Genomic DNA, 24,855 nt, shown 5'->3' on the forward strand with positions numbered 1-24,855 from the left:
CGACGGCGAGATTATTTGGAAGGACTAGCCTATTTCGTACAGGTAGTAGTGCAAATCGATTGGAAAAATATGGATGTGAGTGATGTAATTGAAACTTAATAATTATTTTTGGGGATCCCTTAGGACGTCAACTCAGCTTGTTCACCTGCTTTATCTAAAATATCGCGCAGCGCTGCAAACTCAGTATTGGCCTGCTGATTTTTTTGCTTGTTTTGTGGGTCATTGATATACGCGTTTGATGCTGATAACCATTTTTTAAAGGCACTATCAAAGCCAGTAAACTGCGCCGTTACTTGCGGGTAGGCTGATAAAAAATGTAAATATTGATTAAAACGATCGGTCACTTGCTGTGCGTTTTCTTGATGATCTTGCAACTCTTCGGCATTACCTATCTTATTGGTTACTAAGTGTAATTCAGCTACTTTGGCTTGATAGAGATCACGGTCACTGTTAACTACGACTGAAATAGCATTTAGAAATCGCTCAGATTGCGCTTCTAATGCATCTTTTTGTAAGTTAATTAAGTGGGTATAGCCTGCTATCAGTACTATTATCGCAATCCCAAGTAACACAATTGGCAGCGAGCTCTTGATTCGAATACTCTGTAAGTTCATTTTTCACCTTTGCATAAAATACAACATCAGCCACAACTTAATATAGTTCAAACTATCTGAATTACCATTAAAAGCGCCACTGAACATTTAAGCTAATTTGTTGCTGTGATAGGTTTTTGGGATTATTCATCGCCATGCGATTATCGGCTTGGCTGTGTAATGCAGAACCTTCAATCCCTAGTTGCCACTGCGGCGTTAATTGATAACGCCAGGTCGCGGTTATACCTTCACCTTCACTGGCATTAGGATCAAATTGCCAGTCGTCATGATCGGTTACCTCAAAATAATCATAACGCATTGAAATGCGATGCTTGGCCATTTTATGACTTACTAATACAAAGTGACTATAGAAGCTATTATTTACACCGCGTTTAGCACCCATAGCGGTAGTGCCCGACATCATTTGCGCAATTAAGCGCGTATTCGCAGTAAATTTATATAGCCACGCGACGCTGCTAAAACGAGTATCCCATGCATATTGCCCAGTACTTCTATTTAGTGCTGCAGGGTCGCCATTATTATCGTAATAATAAAAACGAAATTGTGATTTTTTTAAATAATCCCAGTGAATTCCTGCATAATAACCAAAGCGCCCATCAACCTCCTCAAAGGGCAAGACCTGATTTGCCTGATACTGAAGTGCGGTGGTATTAAATGAAGCGATTGGCGCAAACGCAATACTTTCATTAAAGGTCGTTTGGCGGTCATGCATTGCAAAGCCACGCCAAGCTAATAATGTGCCTGCAGGATCATTACCTTTAAATGTGGCGCCAACCAATGCAAAGCTATGGGTACTGTTAAAGCTGCGCCCTGGCCGCTTGATAGTGGCCTCAACCCCAACGGTACGTACCTCTTCACCTATCCATGAGTTTATTGCTGAGTTAGTGTAATTATATGGTGAAAGCCAGCCCATATCTGGATTTTCTAATGATAATAACGGGTAAAAACCACCTACCCGCAGATGCCATTTATAGTTACTCGCTGTTAGCGGCTTATATTGCAAATATGCTTGGCTAAAACCTAAAGTCGGCTGCGGATCTTGATAAGCATTAATAACCCCATGTGCTGACCAAGCGGTGGTTAAATCAGTCCTAAAATCAACGACTCCCTGAGAAAGCACAATGCCATCATTGTCACTATCGTATCGGTATAGCCCTACGCTACCTTGTTGCCAACTTACGTATTGATCACCCTGAACTGCACTTAGTTGCACTAAGCCCTTTACTTGTGCAAAAGCATTGCACGTTAATGTTAGCCCCACTACACCTAGGTAAAAGCAAGCTTTATTCATAGTCGTCAAATTCATCAACACCCACCGCAACACGAGAAATAATCGCCTGTTTTATTTGATAAACAACCGGCGCACTAGTTAGTGCAATGGCTTTGCTTTCAGTTTTGCTGATGTCACTAAATTCGGAGTGCCAAATATTGAGTGTAAAATCTCCGGCCTCAAGCGCCAGCTCAATTTGTCCTTTATCATTGGTCATTGCGTAATACGGACTATCAACCACCACAATATACCCCAACATCCAATCATGAATATTACAGCCTAATTCAACTACGCCCGTTTGCTCAAAACTGATCGGATCCTGTGGTTGCTCTCGGTATAGCTTTAGCTCAAACGATTTAGCTTTGGAAAACGAATACACGTGGTGCATGATTGAATCTGCATTTGGAAACTCAACTTGAGCATTTTGCGGTACCACCAACACATGGGGAATAAACTGCCGGTCTTTTTGAGTCATTATAAAGGGTGTAGTTGGCGCGGGGAATTCAACACTTTTATCCGCAGGCGTTAACCAGACGACGGCATTAGCGAGCGGTTTTTGCTGTTGATCATTAATGGTGATAATACCAGCGTAACTATTAAAAACCATTAAACACAATGAAAGAATGAAGGTCTGCTTTAACATTTTAATATCTTCTTATTTAACTTCATTCATTATAAACCAATTAGATTAATCTTTTGTTAATTATATTCTGTTAAAAATATCTCGTTAATTATTTTTCAATATTTAACCTAAGCTAACTAATGAGCTGAATACGTATGCAGTCATCTCGTAATCTAGGCCCTTGCGCTTTATGCTAAATGCTTCAATTAGGTTACACCTCAAGGAACAGCTATGCGATTACCTTTGCTACTTCTGCTTGGACTTTCAAGTGCTTGTTTTGCTAAAGACGCGACGATTCAATCCCCGAACGGAAATATAACAATAACCATTTCGGATCAGCAAGCTACACCAAGTTATAAAATCAGCTTTAACGGCAAAGATGTTATTGAAAATTCAGCTCTTGGCTTCGAATTTAAACAACAAGCCGCCTTTGCTGAAGGTTTTACAATCACCGACGTTAACAACTCCCAACATAACAGCCAATGGCAGCAACCTTGGGGTGAACGCCAAACTATTATAGATAAACATAATGAGCTCGCGGTTACGTTTAAAAAGCCAGCGCCACAAGGCGGCACTTACACGGTTCGTTTTCGAGCTTTTAATGATGGCGTCGGTTTTCGTTACGAAGTACCTAAACAAGCTGGATTTGAAAATATTGAAATCACTAAGGAGCTAACCGAATTTGCAATTAGTGGTGCGGATAAAGCCACCGCATGGTGGATCCCAGCTCGTGGTTGGAACCGTTATGAATATGTTTATAACACCACTCCACTGCAACAAGCTGCTCTTGCGCATACTCCATTTACCTTTAAAAACGCTGATGGCGTCCATGTGAGCATTCACGAAGCTGCATTAGTTGATTATGCAGGGATGGTGCTCAATCAACGTCGCCCAGGGACTTTACAAGCCGACTTAACGCCTTGGTCTGATGGTGTTGCGGTTAAAAAACATGGCGCATTTAATACTCCGTGGCGCACCATTCAAATTGGTGACAAAGCCGTTGATTTGATCAACTCAGATATTATTTTAAACCTCAACGAACCAAATAAACTCGGTGATGTATCGTGGGTTAAACCAGGTAAATATGTCGGTATTTGGTGGGGCATGCATATCAATGAGAACACTTGGGGCAGCGGTGAAAAGCACGGTGCGACCACCAAAGAAACCAAGCGCTACATGGATTTTGCAGCTAAATACGGTTTTGATGGGGTACTCGTCGAAGGCTGGAATATTGGCTGGGATGGCGACTGGTTCTTCAATGGTGATGTTTTTAGTTTTACCAAACCTTACCCTGACTTTGATATTGCAGAGCTAACTCGCTATGGCAAAGAAAAAGGCGTACAGCTGATTGGCCACCACGAAACGTCTGGCAACGTAATCAACTACCGCAACCAGATGGAAGACGCCTACGCACTGTACGAAAAATCTAACGTTAGCCAAGTAAAAACAGGTTACGTAGCAGATGGCGGCAACATCAAACGCATTGATGAAAACGGCATTGCTCGCCATGAGTGGCACGATGGCCAATTTATGGTTAATGAATACCTACACAGCGTGCAACTGGCTGCAAAACATAAAATCAGTATTAACACCCATGAACCGATAAAAGACACAGGTCTGCGCCGTACTTATCCGAACTGGATAGCCCGCGAAGGTGCTCGCGGCCAAGAGTTTAATGCATGGGGCACACCGCCAAATCCACCAGAGCATATTCCAATGCTCGCCTTTACCCGTATGTTAGCTGGGCCAATGGACTTTACACCCGGCATTTTTGATATGAGTTTTAATGGATTAGGTGGTGATACAAATCGTCCACAAACCACACTTGCGAAACAACTCGCGTTATATGTCGTAATGTATAGTCCAATCCAAATGGCCGCTGATCTTCCGCGTAACTATTTAGCCAAACCGGACGCATTTAAATTTATTCAAGACGTACCAACAGATTGGCAACAAAGTATCGCACTAGCGGGTGAGGTTGGCGATTACGTGGTGTTTGCTCGCAAAGAGCGTAAGCGTGATAACTACTCTGGTAACGACTGGTTTTTAGGAGCAGTAACCGATGAGCAAGCTCGCAGCATAGAGATAAAACTCGACTTCTTAGAGCAAGGTAAAAAGTTTGAGGCACAAATTTATCGTGATGGTAATAATGCGCAGTGGAAAAACAACCCATACGATTTAAAAATCGAAAAGCGCATAGTCACAGCTGCTGATAAGTTAACGCTTAAACTTGCCACCAGCGGCGGCACAGCAATTAGATTTAAAGCTTTATAATAGCGCGAAGTCGATAGTGAAAATAGGAGGCGCGAGTTTCTCTCGCGTCTTCTTTTTGATAAACAATCGGCAAATAAAGAACCTCCAATTCATAATGTTAACGTATGAGTTAGCCCTTAAAATAATTGTTCAATGCTACAGTTCATGACCTCATTAAACTGTTGGCATCATCATTACTGCAACCAAAAGCAACTATGCTTATATTGATGGCGCTGTTGTATCACCCCCTGAAAATACCTAACACATCCTATAAATAGCACGTGAAATACCGTGTAATAGTTTTATTTCCATTATTGCTCTACTTTTACAGATTAAAAAGTTAGTTAATTAGTAACAGTAGGAATACCAAGCATGGCTGTGAGGCATATATTTAATAATTTTGAAAAATTACGCAGCACTAATAAACAACTAAATGTGCAGTCAGCTCAATAATAGTGAACTTGCTTAAAAGGACTTTTAGAGCTAATACCTCTAGAGCCGCTTCAATACTATAAGGAATATAATAATGGCTAAGAAACCCAAAAATCGCAGTATTAAAACGCTAGCAACTGCTAATAATGTGCCGTGTTGGTCAAATGACAAAGATGTTGAATTAGCCTGCCAGCGGTTAACTGAAATGTTTGTTGGCCTTGGTCAAGTGCTGCGTATAGACAAAGGTCAACAGCCAGCACAACGAGCTGTATTTAGAAAACAACATGGCATCGCTTACGGCCACTTTATTATCAATCCAGATATAGACCCACAATTTAAAATTGGCATTTTTGCAGGCAAAGAATACGAATGTGCAGTGCGCTTTTCAAGTGATACGTTAGCATCATCACCAGATTTACACAGCACATTAGGATTGGCAGTGAAGCTCTTTGGAGTAGATGGGCCAAAGCTGATTGGCGAAGGTGATACCGCAGATTTTATTTTTCAAAACATGGATCGATTTTTCACCAAAAATGCGCAACAGATGTGCCAATTCACCACTGCAGGCGTGATCGATAAAAACTATGATGCCTATTTAAATAATCCAAAACACATACAAACAGCCAATATTTTACAGGCTATGCAAAAAGTTGAAGCAAGCTGTTTAAGCGCTAATTATTGGGCAATATTACCGTTCAAATTAGGCGAACAACAGATTGTAAAATATCGCTTAGTGCCTGAAGGCAGTGAACTTGGCGCACCAAGTGTCGATAATAATTACCTCGCTTTAGATTTGCAGCGACGTTTACGTCAAGGCAGTGCAACATTTCGCTTTGAAGTACAATTAAGAACAAACCCAAAAACAATGCCACTTGATGATGCACAAGCCGTGTGGAGCTGTGAAGAAAGCCCATACGTATGTATTGCGCGGCTGCATTTAGCACAACAAAATATTACCGCGATTGGTCAAGCTGAGCTTGGTAATAACTTAGCGTTTAATATTTGGCGTACTTTAGCCGCCCATGAGCCTCTAGGTAGCATTGCATTGGCTCGAAAGTCAGCCTATGCGGCCAGTGCTCATGCCCGACATACAGCCAACGGTCAGCAGCTACAAGAGCCTAAACAGTTAAGTGAATTTAAGCCACAGCAAGATCAAGATACTGACTCTGAGTGTATTGTTTATGCCGGTATTTATCCGCCTATTGGTGTAATGCGCGTGGGTAATAGTAAAAAAGGCTACTTTATTGGCCCGCAACAACCGCAGCCCATAGCTCATACTGATGAATACAGTTACCGAGATAAAACAGGTGCATTAAAGCGCCAAGCAGCTGAGTTTAGAATTTACGGTTTTAATGCCGCTGGTAAAGCGATAAAAGAACTAACCCTCGATAATGCAGACATTACTTGGCATGCTGAATTAGCAAATCAAAAAGCCTGCTGGTACGAATTTCAAATTGCTTTAGATATTCCAGAAGCCGCAGATGCGCCGCCATCGTTACTGCGTAATAACAATGTAGCCGATCGTAGCAAGCTGTTAATCAAAGGGGGTAAACACAGTATAAGCGGCAAAAACGTAAAATCTAAGCATGAGTTTATTGGCCAATTTATGGATCAGGATGTGTACTTAGGCGAAATGCGCAGTGATCAATACGGTCGCTTACTCATGCTCGGTGGTCATGGCGTGTCACGCAACGTAAACGGCGATATAGCCATTACCTTTGCAAATAATGAAGGCTGGTATGATGACACCTCAGATGGCCCAATTACAGCAGAGGTTGTATATCAGGGGGTATCGCTAAGAGTAGAACCCGCTTGGGTTATTTGCGCGCCACCGGATTATGCACCGATGCAAAAATCAGTACGCACCATGTGGGATTTAATGCGCGACGTTGCTGTAGATGCTGGTATGCTGGCAAGACCACAGCGACCTTCCTTTAGTAACGACATTCAACCCATATTTGCCCGAATGACGGATTTACAATGGGTTAATGACGGATTTGCTGGCGCATTTGGCTGGGGGGGTCAGTTTAATTACACCACCAATGAATGGCTAGAAAAGCTTAGCGATCCCTCTCCTGCCTATCAGGAATTACGCCGTACACTGTCTAATAACTTTCGTCGTTTTGATGTTCCCGGTGCGCAAGCTCCACAACTATGGCCTTGGCTGTATGGCGACGCGATTAGCATTCCTCCCACGGGCTCAGTGCGCCAGCATGCAACGCTATCAAATTTGCAGTTGAGCTTTTTAGACCAATGGGTGAAAGGTGATTTTATTAATGATTACACCCCTCAATCAGCTTGTCCGGCACATGCAAATGTAACCGCGTTAGATGATTATCCAATTGCTGAGCAGCCAGAACTACTTACTCGCGGCGCGATGGAGTTTTGCCTTGCTGATGCGTTTCACCCGGGCTGTGAAATGACTTGGCCAATGCGAACTGCAGGCATGTATATGTCGGCATTTCGACTCAAACACGCCCAAGCGGACTTACAAAGCGACCGTTACTATTATGGTCCTGTGATGAATAGCGACGTTTATACTCTCGCGCAAGGACCTTTATTTGGTGGTCAAGTAGCAGGCGGGATAACACGCTGGATGGCTATTCCTTGGCAAACTGATACCGCGAGCTGTAGAGATGGCTACAGCTCTGAGTACGATCCATTTTTACCGACATTTTGGCCTGCTCGAGTGCCAAATCAAATAATGAATCAGTTCCGCTATCAACAAGTGCTTGATACCTCATTACCTGACAGTACTCGTCAACAGGCTTTTGCTTATCGTACTGATTGGCTTGATGATTTACCTCTGCACGGTAATCCTGCCACATATACAAACCAAATCAATAGTATGATAGACAACTTTGCTGAACTTGCGATTGTACAACCGCATATCGGCGTAATAGGCGATGCACAATTTCCTAGCGCAATGCAGGTTGGTATATTGCCCAACAATCCACAAGATGAGGCACAAGTTAACTTAGCGAGTAAAGCGATACAGCATACAAAAGCGACTCTCTCGGCTGAACATGCTTCACATCGTAGTCAAACCAACTTAGGTGTTACCGAAAAAGCGAGCCGTTTTCATCGCAACAAAGGACGCTAAAGCAATGCTGCAAGAGACCGAATTACAAACGGATGTTGTGATCATTGGTGCAGGTGTGGCTGGTTGTATCGCCGCACTTGCTTTATGTGATTCATATCAAGTTACTTTGATTGATAAGTCTGAGATGCCCGAAGAGCGAATTGGTGAATGCTTAGCACCTGCCGCACGGCGTATTTTACAACAGTTAGATTTGTTAACTGAATTTGAAAACCAACTGATGGCCAACGTACTTACCCCACAGCATTTGCACAATGCAGGATTGCAAATAAGTTGGGGCCAATCAACACCCTATGTTACTGATAATCTCAGTAACCCGGATGGTTTGGGTTGGCGCTTGGATCGTCAAGTATTTGAGAGCTTTTTACGCGAAAAAGCGCTGCAACGGGGTGTCCGCTGTATTTGGCCTGCCAAATTAGCACACAGCGAATACCAAGGGCAACGCTGGCAAATAACACTAACACAGTTACAACAAGAGCAAACAATCAACATTGCGAGTCAATTCGTAATTGATGCCACTGGCCGAGAGGCTCATTTTGCAAAAAAATACACCGCTCGCAAACAACATGACCGTCTAATATCTTGCTGGGCAACCGTGGCTAATACTATTGAAAATCAACTAGGCAGCATTTGTGCCACGCAAAACGGCTGGTGGTACAGTGCACCATTACCAAACCAACGTCGTGTTTTAGCATTTCAAACGGATCCGGATTTACTGACCAAAGGCTTACAACGTGATACAAAGTTATTTACTCAACATGCGCAATGTTATGCCAATCAAGCGAAGATTCTCGATGTATGCCAACAGCCAATAACACTGCACGGTATCGTCAGCGCGAACTCCACTCGCTTAGAGTGTTTTGCAGGCCAACAATGGGCCGCTTTAGGTGATGCAGCACTGAGCTTTGACCCAATCTCATCACAAGGAATTTTTAATGCGATGGCAAGTGCCATGCAACTTGCCGATCTGATGAAAAAACTCGAGATAGTCAATAAAATAGAACACGATAGCCAGCTACAATTTAAAAAACTATACCAGCAACAAATAGAACAGATTTGGCATCGTTATTTAGATCACAAACGCTATTTTTACGCTCAAGAGCAACGCTGGTCAAACAGTCCTTTTTGGCAGCGCAGACAGCAGCCGAGTAGTATAAAAGTATATACGGCTAACTCACTTTGACTGGTAAATAAACCTCAGCATTTAAACCGCCTTCAGGGCGATTAACCAGTTTTACTTTACCACCATGCATATCAACTATGCGCTTAATGATCGCAAGCCCTAACCCACTACCTTCACTGCCTCGCGCAGCATCGCCTTGTTTAAAAGGTTCAAATACCGTTTCAAGTTCACTTTCAGGAATACCTGGGCCATGATCTTTTACAATCACCATAGCGTATTTTTTATCACGACTTAGCGCAGTTTCAACATCAATATCACCATCCGAATAACGAATCGCATTTTCAATCATGTTGGTAATAACTCGCTTGATTGCCACCATACTTAAAGGAATGCTACTAATACTAGGATTTTCGCTAAAAGTGATAGTGCGTTGATGTTTTTGTTCTGAATGCACCACTTCTGACACTATCGCGTTGAGATCTTCAAGCGCTAACTCCTCACGTTTGTGATGACGCAAATACTCAATAAACTGATCAATAATGGCATTCATGTCTTCAATATCGTAGATGATCCCTTCACGCAGATAATCTTCTTCATCCGACATCATTTCGGTAGCAAGGCGAATGCGCGTCAGCGGCGTACGTAAATCATGAGACACCCCAGCCATAAGTAGACGGCGGTCGTTCTCAAGCGCTGCTATACCACGTGACATTTGATTAAATGCGCGGGTTACTTCGATGACTTCAGTTGAGCCGTGTTCCTCTAATTTTGTAGAAAAATCTCCAACCCCTACTTTTACCGCCGCTTGTTGTAGCGCTTTTAAAGGTCGATTCAAATGACGTGCGAACAGCCAACCACCGAGTACACTTAAAAAGCCGATACTAGATAAATAAAAGGTTAGAAATTCGAGATTATTTTCTTTAAAACCAGTTAGCGGTACTTTAACCCAGTAACCCGGTGCTTGCGGCGCTTCTACCCAATAAACAAGCGGATCTGTTTGGCTAATACGCACTCGGGCTGAACCATGCAGTTGCTCAGACATACTACGCGACAACATCGAATATTCACGAGTTTGCGCCAAACCTTCGCTCATCGCTTGGCGCTGGGTCATAACTTCGATACCGGTTATTTCAAAAAACTTTTCAGACACCTCATCACTTATTTCAACGCCATCTTCCCAGTCTATAAACACAGTTTTGATTTGTTTTGCGAGAATAAGGTTAACTTGCTCAATAGTAGGCTTAACTACGTAAAGGCTAACCGTGATGTAAGACACTACTTGGTTGATCAACAATAGTGCCGCAACTAAAAACACCGTTTGTCCAAATGCACTTTTGGGAAACATACTCATTATGGCTATTTTTCACCATCTGGAACAAATACGTAACCTAAGCCCCATACAGTTTGAATATAACGTGGATTAGCGGCATCGACTTCGATCATGCGACGCAAACGTGAGACTTGTACATCGATACTACGCTCTAATGCACTGTAATCTCGACCACGCGCTAAGTTCATTAACTTATCACGACTAAGCGGCTCTCGTGGATGTGTAACAAGCGCTTTCAATACCGCAAACTCACCACTGGTCAACGACATGGTTTTGTCGCCTTGGCTCATTTCACGGGTGGCTAAATTAAGCGAAAACTCACCAAACGAAATATGATTTTCTTCTGCTGACGGTGCACCTGGCACTTCTTTTGAACGACGACGCAAAATGGCTTTAATACGCGCTAATAATTCACGAGGGTTAAATGGTTTCGGGATGTAATCATCAGCACCAAGCTCTAAACCGATAATACGATCAACCTCATCACCTTTGGCAGTTAACATGACAATTGGAATTTCATTTTCTTTTTGGCGTAACCGCTGACAGATAGATAAGCCATCTTCACCGGGTAACATTAAATCAAGTACCATCAAGTGAAAGTTTTCACGCTCTAACAGCCGATCCATTTGTTCTGAATTAGCAGCTGTACGCACAATAAATCCTTGTTCTACCAAGTAGCGCTCTAACAAGCTGCGTAAGCGCATATCATCATCAACGACTAATACTTTTGTGGTTTCATGTCCCATCACTTTCATTCTTATTTTTCTGTACTGTTATGATTAATATAAATGAAAAACATGATAATAAAAAACTAATTAGGTCACTAGATTGTTACTGAACATTTCAAGCCCACAAAAATGCTGGCGAGAACAAAAATCAGCTCGACAAGCCAACAAGATTTTTATACCTTGCCTAGGTGTTTCTCAAGGTAATAATTTAAACGTGAAAACTAATTTAATCACCCGCGAAGGGTATTTACAGCTGCAACAAGAACACGACCACTTATGGAATGTTAAACGCCCTGAAGTCACCAAAATAGTGAGCTGGGCTGCTAGCCTTGGTGACCGTTCAGAAAATGCTGATTACCAGTACAATAAACGTTTGTTAAGACAAATAGATCGTCGCGTGCGGTATTTACGCAAACGCATGCCAGATCTAAAAATAATTGATTACTCGCCGCAGCAAGCTGGTAAAGTGTTTTTTGGTGCATGGGTCGAAATAGAAAATGAACAAGGTGAAGTGCTGAAGTTTCGCATTGTTGGCCCTGATGAGATTTATGACCGCAAAGATTATATCTCGATTGATTCGCCGATGGCGCGCGCATTATTGAAAAAACAAGTGGATGATGAGTTTTATGTTACAACTCCGCAGGGCAAAAAAGAGTGGTACGTTAACAGTATCAGTTACTCTGGGGCTTCATAAATCCTCAGTAAAACGATAGATCCTCGCTTCTCATTATTCAGATAAGGTTAATTATTGATTGTCTAAAGTGAATTTGTAGACTATAAATAAAAGTACTCAAGTAAAGCATTTCGCGCTTGAGTTGAATATTAGAAGGTAGTAGTTATGTCAAACGTAATACATCGCATAGTAAGTAATGCCGTGTTATTTACACTCTTAATGAGTGTGAGTTTGACTGTAATTGCTCAAGGTTTTGACGACCACGACCATTTATCCCCAACCGCAAACTATGTTGCTTGTGACATTCCTGACCAAGCTAATCTTGACGTTGACTTAGACACACACGTTGACGGGATCTCTATCAGGGTGCTTCAACCACTCCCTGAAAACATTTTATCACTTTATGTGAGTACCACTTTCGTACAACCTTTTAGCTATGCGTATCAGCGTGGACCACCGGCTTATTTTATTTAATTTATCGCTTAAAAACTTGATTAAATTTAATAACATAATTGGTGATTACTATGGCTAACTTTAAAGAACTTCGTACTCAAGACATTTCTAAAGGCGTTTTATCTCACACTTACCGTGACACTCAGCCGTTAATTGATTTAACGTCTCCGGCTTTGAAAATGGTCAATAATTTTACTCAAAAAGACCCGCTACGTGCTCATTTTGAAACCAGCATTGTTGATGCATTAAAACAGATCACTAGCCAACATACAGACTTTATTTTAGTAGTAGATGACAAAGAAAAATTACTTGGTATAGCATCTAGTGCGGATCTACAAAGCTCAAAAATTATGATTTTAGCACAGCGCTTAAATGTACCTCGCGACGAAGTTAACTTACTTCATGTAATGACACCACTTAGCCACTTAACTGGCGTAAGTATGCAAAGCTTAAGCTATGCTTGTATTGGTGATGCACTACAAACAATGGAACAAAACGGTATTATGTTTTTACTGGTTACTACCGTGCATAATGAAATTTGTGGTTTAATTTCAGCTCGAGAAATTGCTAAAACATTACAAATTCCGTTACATATCACCCCTATCGCGCACAGTTTTAGTGAAGTAATGCAACATATTGAACACCCTCATTAAGCACTGATACATGTTTAATTGAACCACCTCTTTAAAAGGCCTTAAAGTATATAAATAGCATACTTTAAGGCCTTTTTATTAAGCCCTGCTGTGATATTATTCAAGCAATTAATTACGCCAAAACTATCGTTCTGGTCTTCAAATTGTTTAATAAGGTTTTTGCATGAGCAATATCTCTGCACGTTTAGCCACTGAGCTGAATGCTCAAGAGCAACAAGTTATAGCTGCTACAAAATTACTCGATGAAGGTTCAACAGTGCCTTTTATTGCCCGCTATCGTAAAGAAGTAACGGGTGGTTTAGACGATACCCAATTACGATTGTTAGAGCAGCGTTTATCGTATTTAAGAGAGCTGGAAGAACGTAGAGCCTTCATTCTTTCGACGATTAAAGCGCAAGATAAACTCACTACCAGCTTAGCTGCCGATATTAATAATGCGGATAGCAAGACTGAACTTGAAGATTTATATTTACCTTACAAAGCTAAGCGCCGCACTAAGGGGCAAATTGCTATTGAAGCTGGTCTTGAGCCGTTAGCGAATGCTTTATTTAATGATGCTTCTTTAGATCCTGAGCAACAAGCCGCTGGCTACCTAAATGCAGAAGCCGGCTTTGCTGATGAAAAAGCAGTTCTGGATGGCGCTAAATTTATTTTAATGGAACGCTTTGCTGAAGATGCCAAACTGCTCGCCAAATTTCGTAGTCACATCAGTCAGCACGGCCAAATCGAAGCAAGCTTAATCAAAGGCCAAGAACAAGCTGGCGCTAAATACCGAGATTATTTTGAGCATCAAGAAGCGCTTAAAAAAGTGCCTTCGCACCGCGCTTTAGCTATGTTGCGCGCGCGCAACGAGGGTATTCTACAGTTAACAATCAACCCTGAGCCAAGTTCAGAAAACCCGGCCCATATGTGTGCCGTGATGATTGCCGATCATTACCGCCTTGATATTAACAACCAAGTAGCCAGCCCGTGGTTACTCACTGTCGTGCAGTGGGCCTGGAAAATTAAGCTAGGCTTACATTTAGAAAACGAATTTTTAGCAGCCATGCGTGAAAAAGCCGAAACAGGCGCTATCGATGTGTTCGCTAAAAACTTAAAAGACTTACTTATGGCTGCCCCTGCTGGGCCTCGCATAACATTGGGCCTAGATCCTGGTCTGCGCACTGGCTGTAAAATTGCCGTTGTTGATAGCACTGGTAAGTTATTAGCCACACAAACTATCTTCCCACATGCACCACAAAACCATTGGGATAAATCAGTACGAACGCTAGAGCAGTTATGCCGCCAACATAAAGTCGAACTAATCGCTATTGGTAACGGCACCGCTTCACGCGAATCAGACAAACTGGTTGCTGAATTAATCAAAGCAAATAGCGAGCTAAAACTCAATAAAATTATGGTCAGTGAAGCTGGCGCATCGGTGTATTCAGCATCAGAATTTGCTGCTAATGAGTTTCCTGATTTAGATGTGTCGTTACGTGGTGCGGTTTCAATTGCGCGTCGCTTACAAGATCCACTGGCTGAACTTGTGAAAGTGGAGCCTAAGTCAATTGGTGTAGGTCAATATCAGCACGATGTATCACAAAGCCAACTAGGGCAAACTCTGACTTCTGTTGTTGAAGATTGTGTGAACTCGGTAGGTGTAGATTTAAATATGGCCTCAGTGCCATTGCTTGCGCGTGTTTCAGGGTTAAATAAAACCTTAGCGCAAAATATTGTTAATTATCGCGATGCTAACGGTTCATTCACTAAACGCTCAGAGCTAAAGAAAGTAGAGCGTTTAGGGCCAAAAGCATTTGAACAAGCCGCCGGTTTCTTAAAAATTAGTAATGGCAGCGACCCACTTGATAAATCATCAGTTCACCCGGAAGCTTACCCTATCGTTAAACGCATTTGTGAACAAAATAGTCTCGATGTAAATAACCTAATTGGTAACTCAGAGCTGCTGAATAAGTTAGTTGCCAATGACTACATTGATGATAAATTTGGCTTACCAACGGTTACCGACATCATCAGTGAACTTGATAAACCTGGACGCGACCCTCGTCCTGATTTTAAAACAGCAGAGTTTAAAGCAGGTGTTGAAAAAATCAGTGACTTAAAGCCAGGGATGATTTTAGAAGGCGTGGTTTCAAACGTAGCTAACTTTGGTGCTTTTGTTGATGTGGGTGTGCACCAAGATGGTTTAGTACATATTTCAGCGATCACTAATAAGTTTATCTCTGATCCGCGTGAAGTAGTTAAAGCAGGTGATATTGTAAAAGTAAAAGTAGTGGAAGTTGACGCTGCCCGTAAACGTATTAGTTTTACCATGCGTTTAGACGATGACATTGATACCAGCAATAAACCTGCTCCATCAGTCAGTCAAAAGCCGCAAGCCAATAATCGTAACAATGCTCAGCAACCTCGCGCTGCAAAACCAACACGCGATACCGGTAATGCAATGATGGGTAATGCATTTGCAGACGCCTTCGCAAATGCAAAAGTGAAAAAATAACGCTTAAGCAAAAACGCCACAAACTCAGTTTGTGGCGTTTGCAATTCTGCTATTTAAATCCGATTTAAAAATAATAACGAAATGCTGCTGCTGCGATGTCAGCGTATTCATCGGTGTAACTGTAGGAAGCAGCAAACGTTATTTTTTCAGTGACTGCGTAATTTATACCCGCTTTTAACAGGAGGTTATTTTCACTTTCAGCATCATGTAAACGTACATAACCAGCACCTACGCCATGTAAACGTTCATAACCAACGCCTGCATTTACTTCAAATTGTTCGCTCAATAAATGTCGAATTTGTGCAGTTACTTCAAAGGAGTCAGCTGTTTCTGAACCTTCATAGTATGTTTTTGAAACATCAAAAACATTACCATCAGATTCAAGTCTATGTACAAATGTTTCCTCAGTCTTAACCTTACTTTTCCCATACTTCAGGGCATAGTCAACAGAAGTTTCTCTTGAAAAATGTTGAATGTATCCAAAGCCAACATTATAACGAGTTAAACTCATATCCGTTGTTTCATAGTAAGAATCTGTCATATTAGATGTATAAGTGCCATCTGGTAGAGGAGCAAATGATGTAAATGTAGTAGTGCTAGAATAGTCAACACGACTTTGAGAATACGAGCCTGTCACGAACCAACTTTCAAAAATTTTTTTGCTAAGATTAATAACGTACCCATCGTAGCCAGAATACATTGGGCTGTCAGGGTCCGTTTTATCATTGCTTTTAATGTCAGTTTTTGTATAGCCAACTTCAACATAATCGTAGCTTAAAAGTGATGCTTGGTTTGCTGCGGCGGTGATTGAGAAAAGTGATAAAGCCCCAGCTAATACTGCATATTTCATTTAATTGTCTTCCATACTAAAATCGCCACAAAATCTATTTGCGGCGATTTTAATTTTTTATTTCAAGATTAAAAGTAAAAGCGTAACGTCACTGCAATGTCTGCGTACTCATCAACGTAACGGTATGAAGCACCTAAAATTGCTTTTTCAGTCAAGGTATAATTAAAACCCGCTTTTAAAACAACGTTATTGTCACTTTCTTCATCATGTAAACGCTCGTAGCCAAGTCCCGCGTTGACTTCAAATTTATCCGTGACTAAATGCCTAACTTGCACATTAGCAGAGAGGATATCAGCACTATCTGAGTCCGAGTAACCTGATTCTGACGATGAGAATACTTGGCCATTAAACCTTTCTTCGACGAGGTTTATGAAGTCAGTGCTGTACTTCAGTCTACCTAGATTGATACTGTAATCTAAATTGGTAACTGCAGATAAACGTTGAATATAACCCGCACTGAGCTCTAATCTAGTAAATTCAGCGTCTAGCTTTCCTTCAGTGTATAACTGTGACGTTCCGACATACTCACCGTTTTGAAAGATATCACGATAATCCTCAGAGACACTATTTGACAGATCATCTGATGTGCTTGCATATAAACCGGTTAGATACCAATTACTACTTACTTGCTTGCTAAGCTTAACTGCATAGCCATCAAAGCTAAGTTCATCCAAGCCATCTACGTCCATTTTTGCATAGCCAACTTCGACATAGTCATAACTTAAGCCAGCCGTTTCATTCGCCACCGCTGTTATTGAAAAAAGTGATAAAGCACCTGCGATTACTGCATATTTCATTTAATTGTCTTCCATACTAAAAATCGTAGGGAAAATAGCAGTTACAGTAATGTTTCACAATTAAGTGCATACATCTTTAGGTAAATAAATGTGAATAACCACACTTAAAAAATGATTTATTTGGATTTAAATTGAGGAAACACATATTACGAGGGAGCAACTATATGGTTGCAGAAAAGCCAGACTGTCCATAAGGCGAGGTGGCGGCTTGATAAAACTGCGCAATGCGACCTGCACGCTGCTCAACTTCAATATCGCGCTTAGCCGTTGCGGTTTCTGATTCAGCAGTAGCTGCAACTTTCTCATCCTTTGTTAATTCGTTATCTACTTTGAACGATACTGATTGCGTACTGCTTTCATCATCACTGTCTATATTACTAAGCTCTGCTTGCGCTGCAGCGAGCTTTTGAGTGGCATCAGCAGCAATCGAACGATCAGCACCAGAAGGCTCTGCCGGCGCTAAAGCTGCAGCACGTACCGTTTGCATTTTCTCTATTGTAGCTCGCGGGTCACCTGCTATTTCAGCAACGTCAATTTGTACTTCGCCGCCAACAGCGTAATTGGTACCATCAGGTCCGCGTTGGTACTCATAACTTGGCGAACCTGCGTGTTGACCACCAACTGATGAGTGAGCTTGCTCATGAATACGTACTTCAATATCACGCGCTTTTAACTCTTTAATTTGCTCAGCGTCTTGTTGCTCTTGCTGAGCTACTTGCTCTTTTTGCTTTGCTTCTTTCTCTGTATCTTGTTGTTGCTGTTCATTTTGCTCTGGGTTTTGCTCTGCACCTCCCTGCTGACGCTCTTGAATTACTTTTTCGTCGGCAAGTTTACCCTTGGCATCATAAGTGCCGGTATCAGTTGTACCGGGTTGTTTAGTTTTTTCATTATCACCGAGCGCTTTGTTTTCAGCATTAGTCGGTTTTGTAGCTGCAGGTGGCGGGATAACTTCCCGAAGTTGGTTGTCACGCCGAGCGGTTTCCGTATAAACATTTGCGGTGTTTATATTAATATTTGGAAATGGCGTGACAATGTTCATGGCAAATTAAACACGAATATCAATCAAAGTCCCCAGCACTTCGTCTGCGGTTTGAATTGATTGCGTATTGGCTTTGGCATTAAACTCTTCGACCTTTAAATTGACCAAGGCTTCATCAATACGTGGTGGTTGTGAAACAGGAGCGGTTACCGCTTCTTCCGGACGAGCAGCTTGCAGCTGGCGCTGTTGGGCAAGCTGGGCGTCGTCTTGTTGCTCAATGCTGGCGCGATTTATTTCTGCGCTGGCTTTCTCTATACCCTGACTGGCACGATTAAAACCTTCAACACCGTTATTAAACACAGATCCGATTGGCATACAACACCTCCACCAATGATATATTGGTTAATTATCGCTCATAAAACAGTCAAAATAAAGCTTTACTGCAGAGTTTTTCAAACCACCGTAAAGTTACTTTTCAAAGCATTGATTTGACGGCAGATAAAAACTCTTTTTTATGGGATATAAAAGGTGCGTGTGACGCTTTATCGATCACTTCATACTCAAAATCGTGTTTTAAAACTTTCATTTTGGTTACTGCGCGATACGGTACCAATGCATCTAAACGGCCAAATACAGCACGGATCGGCACTGGACAACAGGCAAAAGCATCGCGTAAATCATCTTGCTGTAAAATATCCAAACCAGCAGTTAATGCACACTCTTGTGGAGCCGGAAATTCATTGAGTAACTGTTTAAGTTGTTTAATATCATCTCGGGCATTTTCACTGCCCATCGCCTGTATTGCCAAAAAGCGATCGATGGTTTTCTCACGATGAGTGACTAACTGCTCTTTAAATGCAGCTAATACATTTGCTTTAATTCCTGGCCAATCATCGCCTTCAGCAAACAATGGAGTTGCAGCAACTAATATCACTTTCGCGACTTTTTCAGGCCAGTGCTTTGCAATATAAAGAGCAAATAAACCACCTAAAGACCAGCCCATTAAGGTAGTGTTTGGCTGTAATTGATTGCTTAATTGTAATGCAGCGGCATGCAAAGTATACGGCTTTGGCGATGCTTGATTATTACCGTAACCGGGTAAATCAACACTGCGTACTGTATCGTTATGCATAAATTGAAGCTCCGGCAAGATCAACTGCCATACGCCTTGATTCATCCCCCAACCATGTAATAACACCAGCTCATTTTGCATTTTTTATAACCTTGCTCCAAACTTAGCGCTCATAATAGCGTTTGAGGGAATGAATGCAATGACTGCTTTTCATCAATGTTTTCAACAGCTGGGCGATTGGTTTTTTCCTTCTTTTTGTGTGCAATGCCAAAGTATTATCCGTACCAAACATAGTTTATGCGAACATTGTTTAGCTGATTTGCCGCTATTAGATATAACCACACATGCTAATTTACTGTATCGCCCAGATGTGGTTGAGTTATTTCCTGATTGCCAATTCGATTACCTGTTCGCTTGCGCGTGGTATCGTCCCCCTTTCGATGGTTGGCTCACGCAACTTAAATTTAGTAACCAAATTCATTATAAAAACGCATTGTCGTTAATTATTAGCCAGCAACTGACTGTTAGTAAAAAAAATAGCGAAATATGGCCAGATTTATTTATTATTTTACCTCTACATCAGCAGCGTTTTTTAAAGCGAGGCTTTAACCAAGTATCACAATGCTGGTTGCCATGTTTAGTAAATGAAAATATTGATTCTCAGAGTTTACAGCGTACAAAGAAAACCCAAGCACAGTCATCACTTAGCAAAGCTAAACGAGTAAAAAACTTACATGGCGCATTTATATGTAATACCGATATGAGCGGAAAAACAATTGCTATCATTGATGATGTGATGACCACAGGAGCAACTCTTAATGCTGCTACCGTCGCCCTTAAAAAGGCTGGTGCTAAGCAAGTTTGGGCATTTGTAACCTGCTTAACACCATTAGGTCATTAATACTTAAGCTAATTAATTAATCGGCATTCGCTCTAAATGTGTGACCAAAAAACAATGCATTGCTCAATAAACGACTGGTGCCGTACCAATAGCCCCTAAATACCGGATCATCTGTCATACCAATCACACTGCCACGACCATACGAATGTGCCACTAAACCAGCCGCTCCCGCTACTTGCTCAACATTCACATCATCGGTAAAGCCAGCTAGTAATGGCTTTTGCGTATACTGCAACACATTTACAAATGGTGCAGCTGACATTTCAAGTAACCAAGTACTATTTTTAAATACTGGTAAGGTGTCACGCTGTAATGAAAAAGTAAGTGGGTGCGTTAAATCGGCTTTAGTATTAAATATCGCTCCAGCAATACGTTGACGCCCAGCTAGATGATCTTTATCACCATAGTTTAAGCCATCCGTTTTGAAGGCGCTGGCAACATCTCGGCGTGATAAATAACTGGTTTTTAATAGTTGTTGATCGACTAAAAACTTAGCCCCACCTTTGTGGCCCCAAATAACTCCACCTTTACGTACCCAAGTTTTAATTGCTATTTTGTCAGCATCTGAAAGCTTATTGTAATTTCCATGAGCCAAAACAATGTGACTGTAATCACTAAGTTCAAGATCACCAAAACGTTCCATTTCCACAATGGTAGGTGCCACACCAACAAAGCGATCTAAGTAATACCACACTTCACCTACTTCATATTGACTAGTCCCTTGGCCACCAACGAGTAATACTTTCGGCGCTTTAACTACCGCTAACGTCCGCGAGCCTAAATCGACACCCTTTGCCGTTAAGCCAGAAGTAATAGGCGTAATCGCAATACCAAACTCATTTTGTGCACTATTTAATAACGACACCCATTGCGGATTTTTTTGAATCCCAGCAGGAATAATAATACTACCCGCAGCAAATTCCTGTGTACTTGCAAGCGATTTAGCTGATAACGAGCTGAGCGCCACACGAGCTTGCACACCTTGCTGTAATAATTTATTAAGCATTTTCGGAGCTAAATAGTTATCCCATTTAAAGCCAAACGCATACTGTGCATCTAACTCAGCAAATTGTGTTTTTTCAGGCTGTTGCCATGCATTTTTACTAACGTCTAAGCCCCAGCCACTTTTGATTGCTGCAAACTCCAAGTTAAAAGCGTGGGCTAACGTCCAACCGGATACATCATAAAAAGTGTTATCAACAAAACGCTTTTGCTCACTAAAAATGGCTTTAACTAAGCGATATTGCGGCTGGGCTAATGGCACAAAATAACTTTTCGCAGAAAAATTCTTACCATCCGCTTTTACTGCTTTATTAAGTGGATAAGCTTTGATCTGATGCTGTTTCAGTAAATCTAAAAAAAGTGCGCTACGTGTTGTATCTGCACCGCCTTGTACTACATAACCTTTATAATCTTCATCATTAGCAAGCTCTATAGCATTATTGTAAAAACTAGCTTGGTAATCGAGTAATGCTTGGCGATTATCTATCGCAGCCTGAAATGTAGATAGGCTCGTAAGCAGCTGGTTTTTAATCGTAAATGCAAAACTCAGCGGTCCATTTATGGTTTCTTGCAGATGACCACGAGAACTTGCTTGCTCAAATAAAATACCCACACCACCATTTACATCTGGATAAGTTGAACCTTTGCCATAGTAAAAATCATCAAAGCTTTCTTCGGTAAAATATAACGCGTTGTGTTCATCCAATGTTTTGGCATGATAGTTACCTATTGCCTTCGTGAGACTGACATTTTCATCAGGGGTGATCGGATGCTTACGTGATGGAATACCTGGCTGAAAGAAAAACGTGCTATTGGGACCCATTTCATGGAAATCAGTAAGAATATTGGGTTTCCAGTAATGAAACTTAGCAATACGAGCACGTGATTCAGGGTGTTGTAGCAGCAACCAATCACGATTTAAATCAAACCAGTAATGGTTAGTACGGCTACTTGGCCAGCTTTCAATATGCTCCCGAGTTTGTGGATCAGACGATAAGTTCATACCGCGATTACTATTCGCCCAATTCGCAAAGCGTGCTAAACCATCGGGGTTTAATGAAGGATCGAGTAAAATAACCGTGTTATTTAATAGCGTATCAATTTCTTTACCTTGCGCCGCAGCTAAATAATATGCCACCAGCAAGGCTGAATTACTACCAGAAGATTCATTGCCATGAACGCTATAACCCATCCAAACGACCGCTGGCTGATCGGTTTCTTTGGCTTTTTCTGGATCGGCTAAACGCGCCAAGTGCGCCTTACGTGTTTGCTCCACATTCGCCAACTTATCAGCTGCGGTGATAGTTAGCATAACGAGCGGGCGCTGCTCATGGGTACGACCAATGACTTCAAAATTAATACGGTCACTTTTTTGTGCCAATATTTCCATATAACGAACGAGTTGATCATGACGTACGTGCCACTGCCCGACTTCATAGCCTAAAACCTGCTCTGGAGTGGGAATCGTTGGATCAAATTTCACATCATCATTGAAATAATATGAAAGCGGTTGTGCTAAACAAGAAAAGCTTAGCAATAGTGTAAAGATTGTTATTATCAAACGCATAGAAAACACTCAGTAAATGATCAATGTTTGCACGCTACCATTGCTTAAAATAGATGCCAAATTTTTACGCTCAACACTGGCGACAACGCGATGAGCGGAGTATGATAACCAGTATCCGAGTAATTTAGTCAAGTATAGTTGTTTTATGATTTCTATTTCCGAAACCGCACAATCGCATTTTGCAAAATTATTAGCTGACCAAGCTGAAAAAACAAATATTCGCGTATTTGTTGTTAACCCTGGCACATCACAAGCGGAATGTGGTGTATCTTACTGCCCTGAAGATGCAGTAGAAGCCACCGATATTCGTCTTCCTTTTAACGGCTTTGATGCTGTAGTTGACACAGAAAGCGCGCCATTTTTAGAAGAAGCTGAAATCGATTTCGTTACCGATAAAATGGGCACCCAGTTAACACTTAAAGCCCCCAATGCTAAAGCCCGTAAAATCGGTGATGACGCAGGACTTAACGAACGTATTCAACACATGTTAGAAACAGAGGTTAACCCTCAGCTTGCTAACCATGGCGGCCAAGTAAGCCTTGTAGAAGTAACTGCTGAAGGTATTGCTGTTCTTCAATTTGGCGGTGGCTGTAATGGTTGTTCTATGATCGATGTCACACTAAAAGAAGGCATTGAAAAAGAAATGATTGCTAAGTTCGATGAAATCACCGGTGTTGCTGATATTACTGATCACAAAGCTGGCGATCATTCTTACTATTAATAGTAGGCAGTCATGCTAAAGCCGCTGATATATCGCTTAGGTTCAGAGCCTAAGCTCAGCTTAAAGCGCTTTTTACGCGGCCTAGCACTGTTTGTGCTAGCCGTGATATTAATCACCCTCGGCTATTATAGCCACTACAGCTTACAAATCATCGGCTTAGTAATTTTAGCCATAGCACTATTCTTCGCCGCTTGGGGCTACTTAGGTATCTTTGCTAATCGCTTTTCGCAGGTATTAGACAGAAAAGATTCCCGTCCAGAAGAAGATCCTGATCTTTGGAAATAGCCAAAGCTCTAGGTTCTATCAAAATACTGCCATGAAAAAGCACTCATCAACAATACCTATTTAATTTGTCGTACTTTATTTCAGTTGTTGCGGGAGCCTGAGTTTATGAAGAACGAACCGACGACCTTCGGGTTATGAGTAGCCCAATTTTCGCACTCACTGAATTTTAGACATAAAAAAACACTCATTTTAAGAGTGTCGATTCATTATTACTTGATTTCAGTGGTTGCGGGAGCCGGATTTAAATAGATGGCCTTTGCTGGCTAATGTAGAGCTGAGACCGACGAGCTATTTATTTCACTGAGTTTCAGGCATAAAAAAACACGCTTTAGGCGTGTCTGTTTAATATTCTAAATTGTAATTGTAATTTCAGTTGGTTGCGGGAGCCGGATTTGAACCGACGACCTTCGGGTTATGAGCCCGACGAGCTACCAGGCTGCTCCATCCCGCGCCTGAAATATTAAGTGTTATTTTACTTCTTACTTAATTAAAGAAGTCAGCCAACTCACTAAAGAATTGGTTGCGGGAGCCGGATTTGAACCGACGACCTTCGGGTTATGAGCCCGACGAGCTACCAGGCTGCTCCATCCCGCGCCTGTATATTTTAAGTCTATCGACTAGTGATTTTTAACTCTCACCAAGAGTTTACAGTAACCGCTTCTTTAAAAGAATTGGTTGCGGGAGCTGTGAAAGGTGAAGAGTGAACCGACGACCTTTTAAAACTTCCAATGCACCAAATCATTTAAGAAAATTGGTTGCGGGAGCCGGATTTGAACCGACGACCTTCGGGTTATGAGCCCGACGAGCTACCAGGCTGCTCCATCCCGCGCCTGTAATTTCTTTTTCAACGGTTTCGCGTTATTTGCGAGCCTGTTTCGAAGAGAGCGCTATAGTATAGGAATCATATTATAATGCAACAGTTAAACTGCTTAA

General features: G+C 41.7%; 21 protein-coding genes and 3 tRNA genes. 10 read left to right on the forward strand and 14 right to left on the reverse strand.

From position 1 onward, the window contains the following. Positions 1–119: 119 nt before the first annotated feature. From H5200_RS18345 to H5200_RS18355, 3 genes are all read right to left on the reverse strand, one after another. Positions 120–614, reverse strand: a complete 495-nt coding sequence (locus H5200_RS18345; RefSeq protein ID WP_182762140.1) for a hypothetical protein — start codon at positions 612–614, stop codon at positions 120–122. Between the two features lie 67 nt (positions 615–681). After that, the gene (locus H5200_RS18350) at positions 682–1,905 is read right to left on the reverse strand and encodes a hypothetical protein (RefSeq protein WP_182762161.1); all 1,224 of its coding nucleotides are present in this window, start codon (positions 1,903–1,905) and stop codon (positions 682–684) included. Beyond that, positions 1,898–2,527, reverse strand: a complete 630-nt coding sequence (locus H5200_RS18355; RefSeq protein ID WP_182719100.1) for a methylamine utilization protein — start codon at positions 2,525–2,527, stop codon at positions 1,898–1,900. The genes H5200_RS18350 and H5200_RS18355 overlap by 8 nt, the downstream gene beginning before the upstream one ends. Positions 2,528–2,737: 210 nt before the next feature. Between H5200_RS18355 and H5200_RS18360 the strand changes: the two genes are divergently transcribed. The 3 genes from H5200_RS18360 (at position 2,738) to H5200_RS18370 (ending at position 9,474) form a co-directional block, all read left to right on the forward strand. Next, positions 2,738–4,780 (forward strand): glycoside hydrolase family 97 protein, encoded by a 2,043-nt coding sequence (locus H5200_RS18360; protein WP_182762142.1) that lies wholly within the window; start codon positions 2,738–2,740, stop codon positions 4,778–4,780. Between the two features lie 505 nt (positions 4,781–5,285). Further along, positions 5,286–8,294 carry a LodA/GoxA family CTQ-dependent oxidase gene (locus tag H5200_RS18365; RefSeq protein WP_182762144.1) on the forward strand — a complete coding sequence of 1,003 codons (3,009 nt, stop codon included), beginning with the start codon at positions 5,286–5,288 and terminating at the stop codon, positions 8,292–8,294. Positions 8,295–8,298: 4 nt separating this feature from the next. Further along, positions 8,299–9,474, forward strand: a complete 1,176-nt coding sequence (locus H5200_RS18370) for a tryptophan 7-halogenase (protein WP_182762146.1) — start codon at positions 8,299–8,301, stop codon at positions 9,472–9,474. Here H5200_RS18370 and envZ read toward each other — a convergent pair. Together envZ and ompR are read right to left on the reverse strand one after the other, a co-directional pair. Next, positions 9,461–10,765, reverse strand: coding sequence for a two-component system sensor histidine kinase EnvZ (gene envZ, locus H5200_RS18375; RefSeq protein WP_182762148.1), 1,305 nt, complete (start codon positions 10,763–10,765; stop codon positions 9,461–9,463). The two genes, H5200_RS18370 and envZ, sit on opposite strands and share 14 nt — an antisense overlap. Positions 10,766–10,770: 5 nt before the next feature. Further along, a complete protein-coding gene (gene ompR / locus H5200_RS18380) occupies positions 10,771–11,490 on the reverse strand; it encodes a two-component system response regulator OmpR (protein ID WP_145242004.1) in 720 nt (239 codons plus the stop codon). Between the two features lie 196 nt (positions 11,491–11,686). Between ompR and greB the strand changes: the two genes are divergently transcribed. The 4 genes from greB (at position 11,687) to H5200_RS18400 (ending at position 15,748) form a co-directional block, all read left to right on the forward strand. Beyond that, complete coding sequence (gene greB / locus H5200_RS18385; protein WP_182719096.1) at positions 11,687–12,166, forward strand: transcription elongation factor GreB; 480 nt, start codon at positions 11,687–11,689, stop codon at positions 12,164–12,166. Positions 12,167–12,310: 144 nt separating this feature from the next. Next, the gene (locus H5200_RS18390; protein ID WP_145242531.1) at positions 12,311–12,619 is read left to right on the forward strand and encodes a hypothetical protein; all 309 of its coding nucleotides are present in this window, start codon (positions 12,311–12,313) and stop codon (positions 12,617–12,619) included. A gap of 50 nt (positions 12,620–12,669) precedes the next feature. Beyond that, on the forward strand, positions 12,670–13,251 hold the full coding sequence (locus H5200_RS18395; RefSeq protein WP_182762150.1) for a CBS domain-containing protein: 582 nt from the start codon (positions 12,670–12,672) through the stop codon (positions 13,249–13,251). A 163-nt stretch (positions 13,252–13,414) separates the two neighbouring features. Beyond that, positions 13,415–15,748: a Tex family protein gene (locus tag H5200_RS18400; protein ID WP_145242535.1), complete on the forward strand. Its 2,334-nt coding sequence runs from the start codon at positions 13,415–13,417 to the stop codon at positions 15,746–15,748. Between the two features lie 64 nt (positions 15,749–15,812). Here the strand turns inward: H5200_RS18400 and H5200_RS18405 are convergent, their stop codons facing one another. The 5 genes from H5200_RS18405 to bioH form a co-directional block, all read right to left on the reverse strand. Further along, positions 15,813–16,598 (reverse strand): outer membrane beta-barrel protein, encoded by a 786-nt coding sequence (locus H5200_RS18405; protein ID WP_182719095.1) that lies wholly within the window; start codon positions 16,596–16,598, stop codon positions 15,813–15,815. 68 nt (positions 16,599–16,666) lie between these two features. Next, positions 16,667–17,395, reverse strand: a complete 729-nt coding sequence (locus H5200_RS18410; protein WP_182719094.1) for a hypothetical protein — start codon at positions 17,393–17,395, stop codon at positions 16,667–16,669. A 160-nt stretch (positions 17,396–17,555) separates the two neighbouring features. Further along, complete coding sequence (locus H5200_RS18415; protein ID WP_182762152.1) at positions 17,556–18,434, reverse strand: putative metalloprotease CJM1_0395 family protein; 879 nt, start codon at positions 18,432–18,434, stop codon at positions 17,556–17,558. A gap of 6 nt (positions 18,435–18,440) precedes the next feature. Beyond that, positions 18,441–18,749: a hypothetical protein gene (locus H5200_RS18420; RefSeq protein WP_145242541.1), complete on the reverse strand. Its 309-nt coding sequence runs from the start codon at positions 18,747–18,749 to the stop codon at positions 18,441–18,443. 100 nt (positions 18,750–18,849) lie between these two features. Continuing rightward, positions 18,850–19,587 carry a pimeloyl-ACP methyl ester esterase BioH gene (bioH, locus tag H5200_RS18425; protein WP_182719091.1) on the reverse strand — a complete coding sequence of 246 codons (738 nt, stop codon included), beginning with the start codon at positions 19,585–19,587 and terminating at the stop codon, positions 18,850–18,852. A gap of 58 nt (positions 19,588–19,645) precedes the next feature. On the opposite strand from bioH, the gene H5200_RS18430 reads away from it, so the two are divergent. Beyond that, positions 19,646–20,347 carry a ComF family protein gene (locus H5200_RS18430; RefSeq protein WP_182719106.1) on the forward strand — a complete coding sequence of 234 codons (702 nt, stop codon included), beginning with the start codon at positions 19,646–19,648 and terminating at the stop codon, positions 20,345–20,347. Positions 20,348–20,363: 16 nt separating this feature from the next. Here H5200_RS18430 and H5200_RS18435 read toward each other — a convergent pair whose 3' ends face one another. Then, entirely contained in the window at positions 20,364–22,916 is a 2,553-nt protein-coding gene (locus H5200_RS18435) for a M14 metallopeptidase family protein (RefSeq protein ID WP_182762154.1), read from the reverse strand. A 145-nt stretch (positions 22,917–23,061) separates the two neighbouring features. Between H5200_RS18435 and nfuA the strand changes: the two genes are divergently transcribed. Together nfuA and H5200_RS18445 are read left to right on the forward strand one after the other, a co-directional pair. Beyond that, the gene (gene nfuA / locus H5200_RS18440) at positions 23,062–23,637 is read left to right on the forward strand and encodes a Fe-S biogenesis protein NfuA (RefSeq protein WP_145242549.1); all 576 of its coding nucleotides are present in this window, start codon (positions 23,062–23,064) and stop codon (positions 23,635–23,637) included. Positions 23,638–23,649: 12 nt separating this feature from the next. Next, positions 23,650–23,922, forward strand: a complete 273-nt coding sequence (locus H5200_RS18445) for a hypothetical protein (RefSeq protein ID WP_145242551.1) — start codon at positions 23,650–23,652, stop codon at positions 23,920–23,922. Positions 23,923–24,296: 374 nt separating this feature from the next. Here the strand turns inward: H5200_RS18445 and H5200_RS18450 are convergent. The 3 genes from H5200_RS18450 to H5200_RS18460 all read right to left on the reverse strand — a co-directional run bounded on the left by H5200_RS18450 (position 24,297) and on the right by H5200_RS18460 (position 24,751). Next, positions 24,297–24,373, reverse strand: a tRNA-Met gene (locus tag H5200_RS18450). 66 nt (positions 24,374–24,439) lie between these two features. Next, positions 24,440–24,516 (reverse strand) — tRNA-Met (locus H5200_RS18455). Between the two features lie 158 nt (positions 24,517–24,674). Then, positions 24,675–24,751, reverse strand: a tRNA-Met gene (locus H5200_RS18460). Between the last annotated feature and the right edge of the window lie 104 nt (positions 24,752–24,855).

The sequence above is a fragment of the Pseudoalteromonas sp. SG43-7 genome (genome assembly GCF_014164295.1).
Lineage (GTDB): Bacteria > Pseudomonadota > Gammaproteobacteria > Enterobacterales > Alteromonadaceae > Pseudoalteromonas > Pseudoalteromonas rhizosphaerae.

What these genes read in the sequence shown, in the direction of transcription:
- H5200_RS18345 (WP_182762140.1), bottom strand. Translation starts at nt 614, where the DNA reads ATGAACTTACAGAGTATTCGAATCAAGAGCTCGCTGCCAATTGTGTTA.
- H5200_RS18350 (WP_182762161.1), bottom strand. Translation starts at nt 1,905, where the DNA reads ATGAATAAAGCTTGCTTTTACCTAGGTGTAGTGGGGCTAACATTAACG.
- H5200_RS18355 (WP_182719100.1), bottom strand. Translation starts at nt 2,527, where the DNA reads ATGTTAAAGCAGACCTTCATTCTTTCATTGTGTTTAATGGTTTTTAAT.
- H5200_RS18360 (WP_182762142.1), top strand. Translation starts at nt 2,738, where the DNA reads ATGCGATTACCTTTGCTACTTCTGCTTGGACTTTCAAGTGCTTGTTTT.
- H5200_RS18365 (WP_182762144.1), top strand. Translation starts at nt 5,286, where the DNA reads ATGGCTAAGAAACCCAAAAATCGCAGTATTAAAACGCTAGCAACTGCT.
- H5200_RS18370 (WP_182762146.1), top strand. Translation starts at nt 8,299, where the DNA reads ATGCTGCAAGAGACCGAATTACAAACGGATGTTGTGATCATTGGTGCA.
- envZ (WP_182762148.1), bottom strand. Translation starts at nt 10,765, where the DNA reads ATGAGTATGTTTCCCAAAAGTGCATTTGGACAAACGGTGTTTTTAGTT.
- ompR (WP_145242004.1), bottom strand. Translation starts at nt 11,490, where the DNA reads ATGGGACATGAAACCACAAAAGTATTAGTCGTTGATGATGATATGCGC.
- H5200_RS18390 (WP_145242531.1), top strand. Translation starts at nt 12,311, where the DNA reads ATGTCAAACGTAATACATCGCATAGTAAGTAATGCCGTGTTATTTACA.
- H5200_RS18395 (WP_182762150.1), top strand. Translation starts at nt 12,670, where the DNA reads ATGGCTAACTTTAAAGAACTTCGTACTCAAGACATTTCTAAAGGCGTT.
- H5200_RS18400 (WP_145242535.1), top strand. Translation starts at nt 13,415, where the DNA reads ATGAGCAATATCTCTGCACGTTTAGCCACTGAGCTGAATGCTCAAGAG.
- H5200_RS18405 (WP_182719095.1), bottom strand. Translation starts at nt 16,598, where the DNA reads ATGAAATATGCAGTATTAGCTGGGGCTTTATCACTTTTCTCAATCACC.
- H5200_RS18410 (WP_182719094.1), bottom strand. Translation starts at nt 17,395, where the DNA reads ATGAAATATGCAGTAATCGCAGGTGCTTTATCACTTTTTTCAATAACA.
- H5200_RS18415 (WP_182762152.1), bottom strand. Translation starts at nt 18,434, where the DNA reads ATGAACATTGTCACGCCATTTCCAAATATTAATATAAACACCGCAAAT.
- H5200_RS18420 (WP_145242541.1), bottom strand. Translation starts at nt 18,749, where the DNA reads ATGCCAATCGGATCTGTGTTTAATAACGGTGTTGAAGGTTTTAATCGT.
- bioH (WP_182719091.1), bottom strand. Translation starts at nt 19,587, where the DNA reads ATGCAAAATGAGCTGGTGTTATTACATGGTTGGGGGATGAATCAAGGC.
- H5200_RS18430 (WP_182719106.1), top strand. Translation starts at nt 19,646, where the DNA reads ATGACTGCTTTTCATCAATGTTTTCAACAGCTGGGCGATTGGTTTTTT.
- H5200_RS18435 (WP_182762154.1), bottom strand. Translation starts at nt 22,916, where the DNA reads ATGCGTTTGATAATAACAATCTTTACACTATTGCTAAGCTTTTCTTGT.
- nfuA (WP_145242549.1), top strand. Translation starts at nt 23,062, where the DNA reads ATGATTTCTATTTCCGAAACCGCACAATCGCATTTTGCAAAATTATTA.
- H5200_RS18445 (WP_145242551.1), top strand. Translation starts at nt 23,650, where the DNA reads ATGCTAAAGCCGCTGATATATCGCTTAGGTTCAGAGCCTAAGCTCAGC.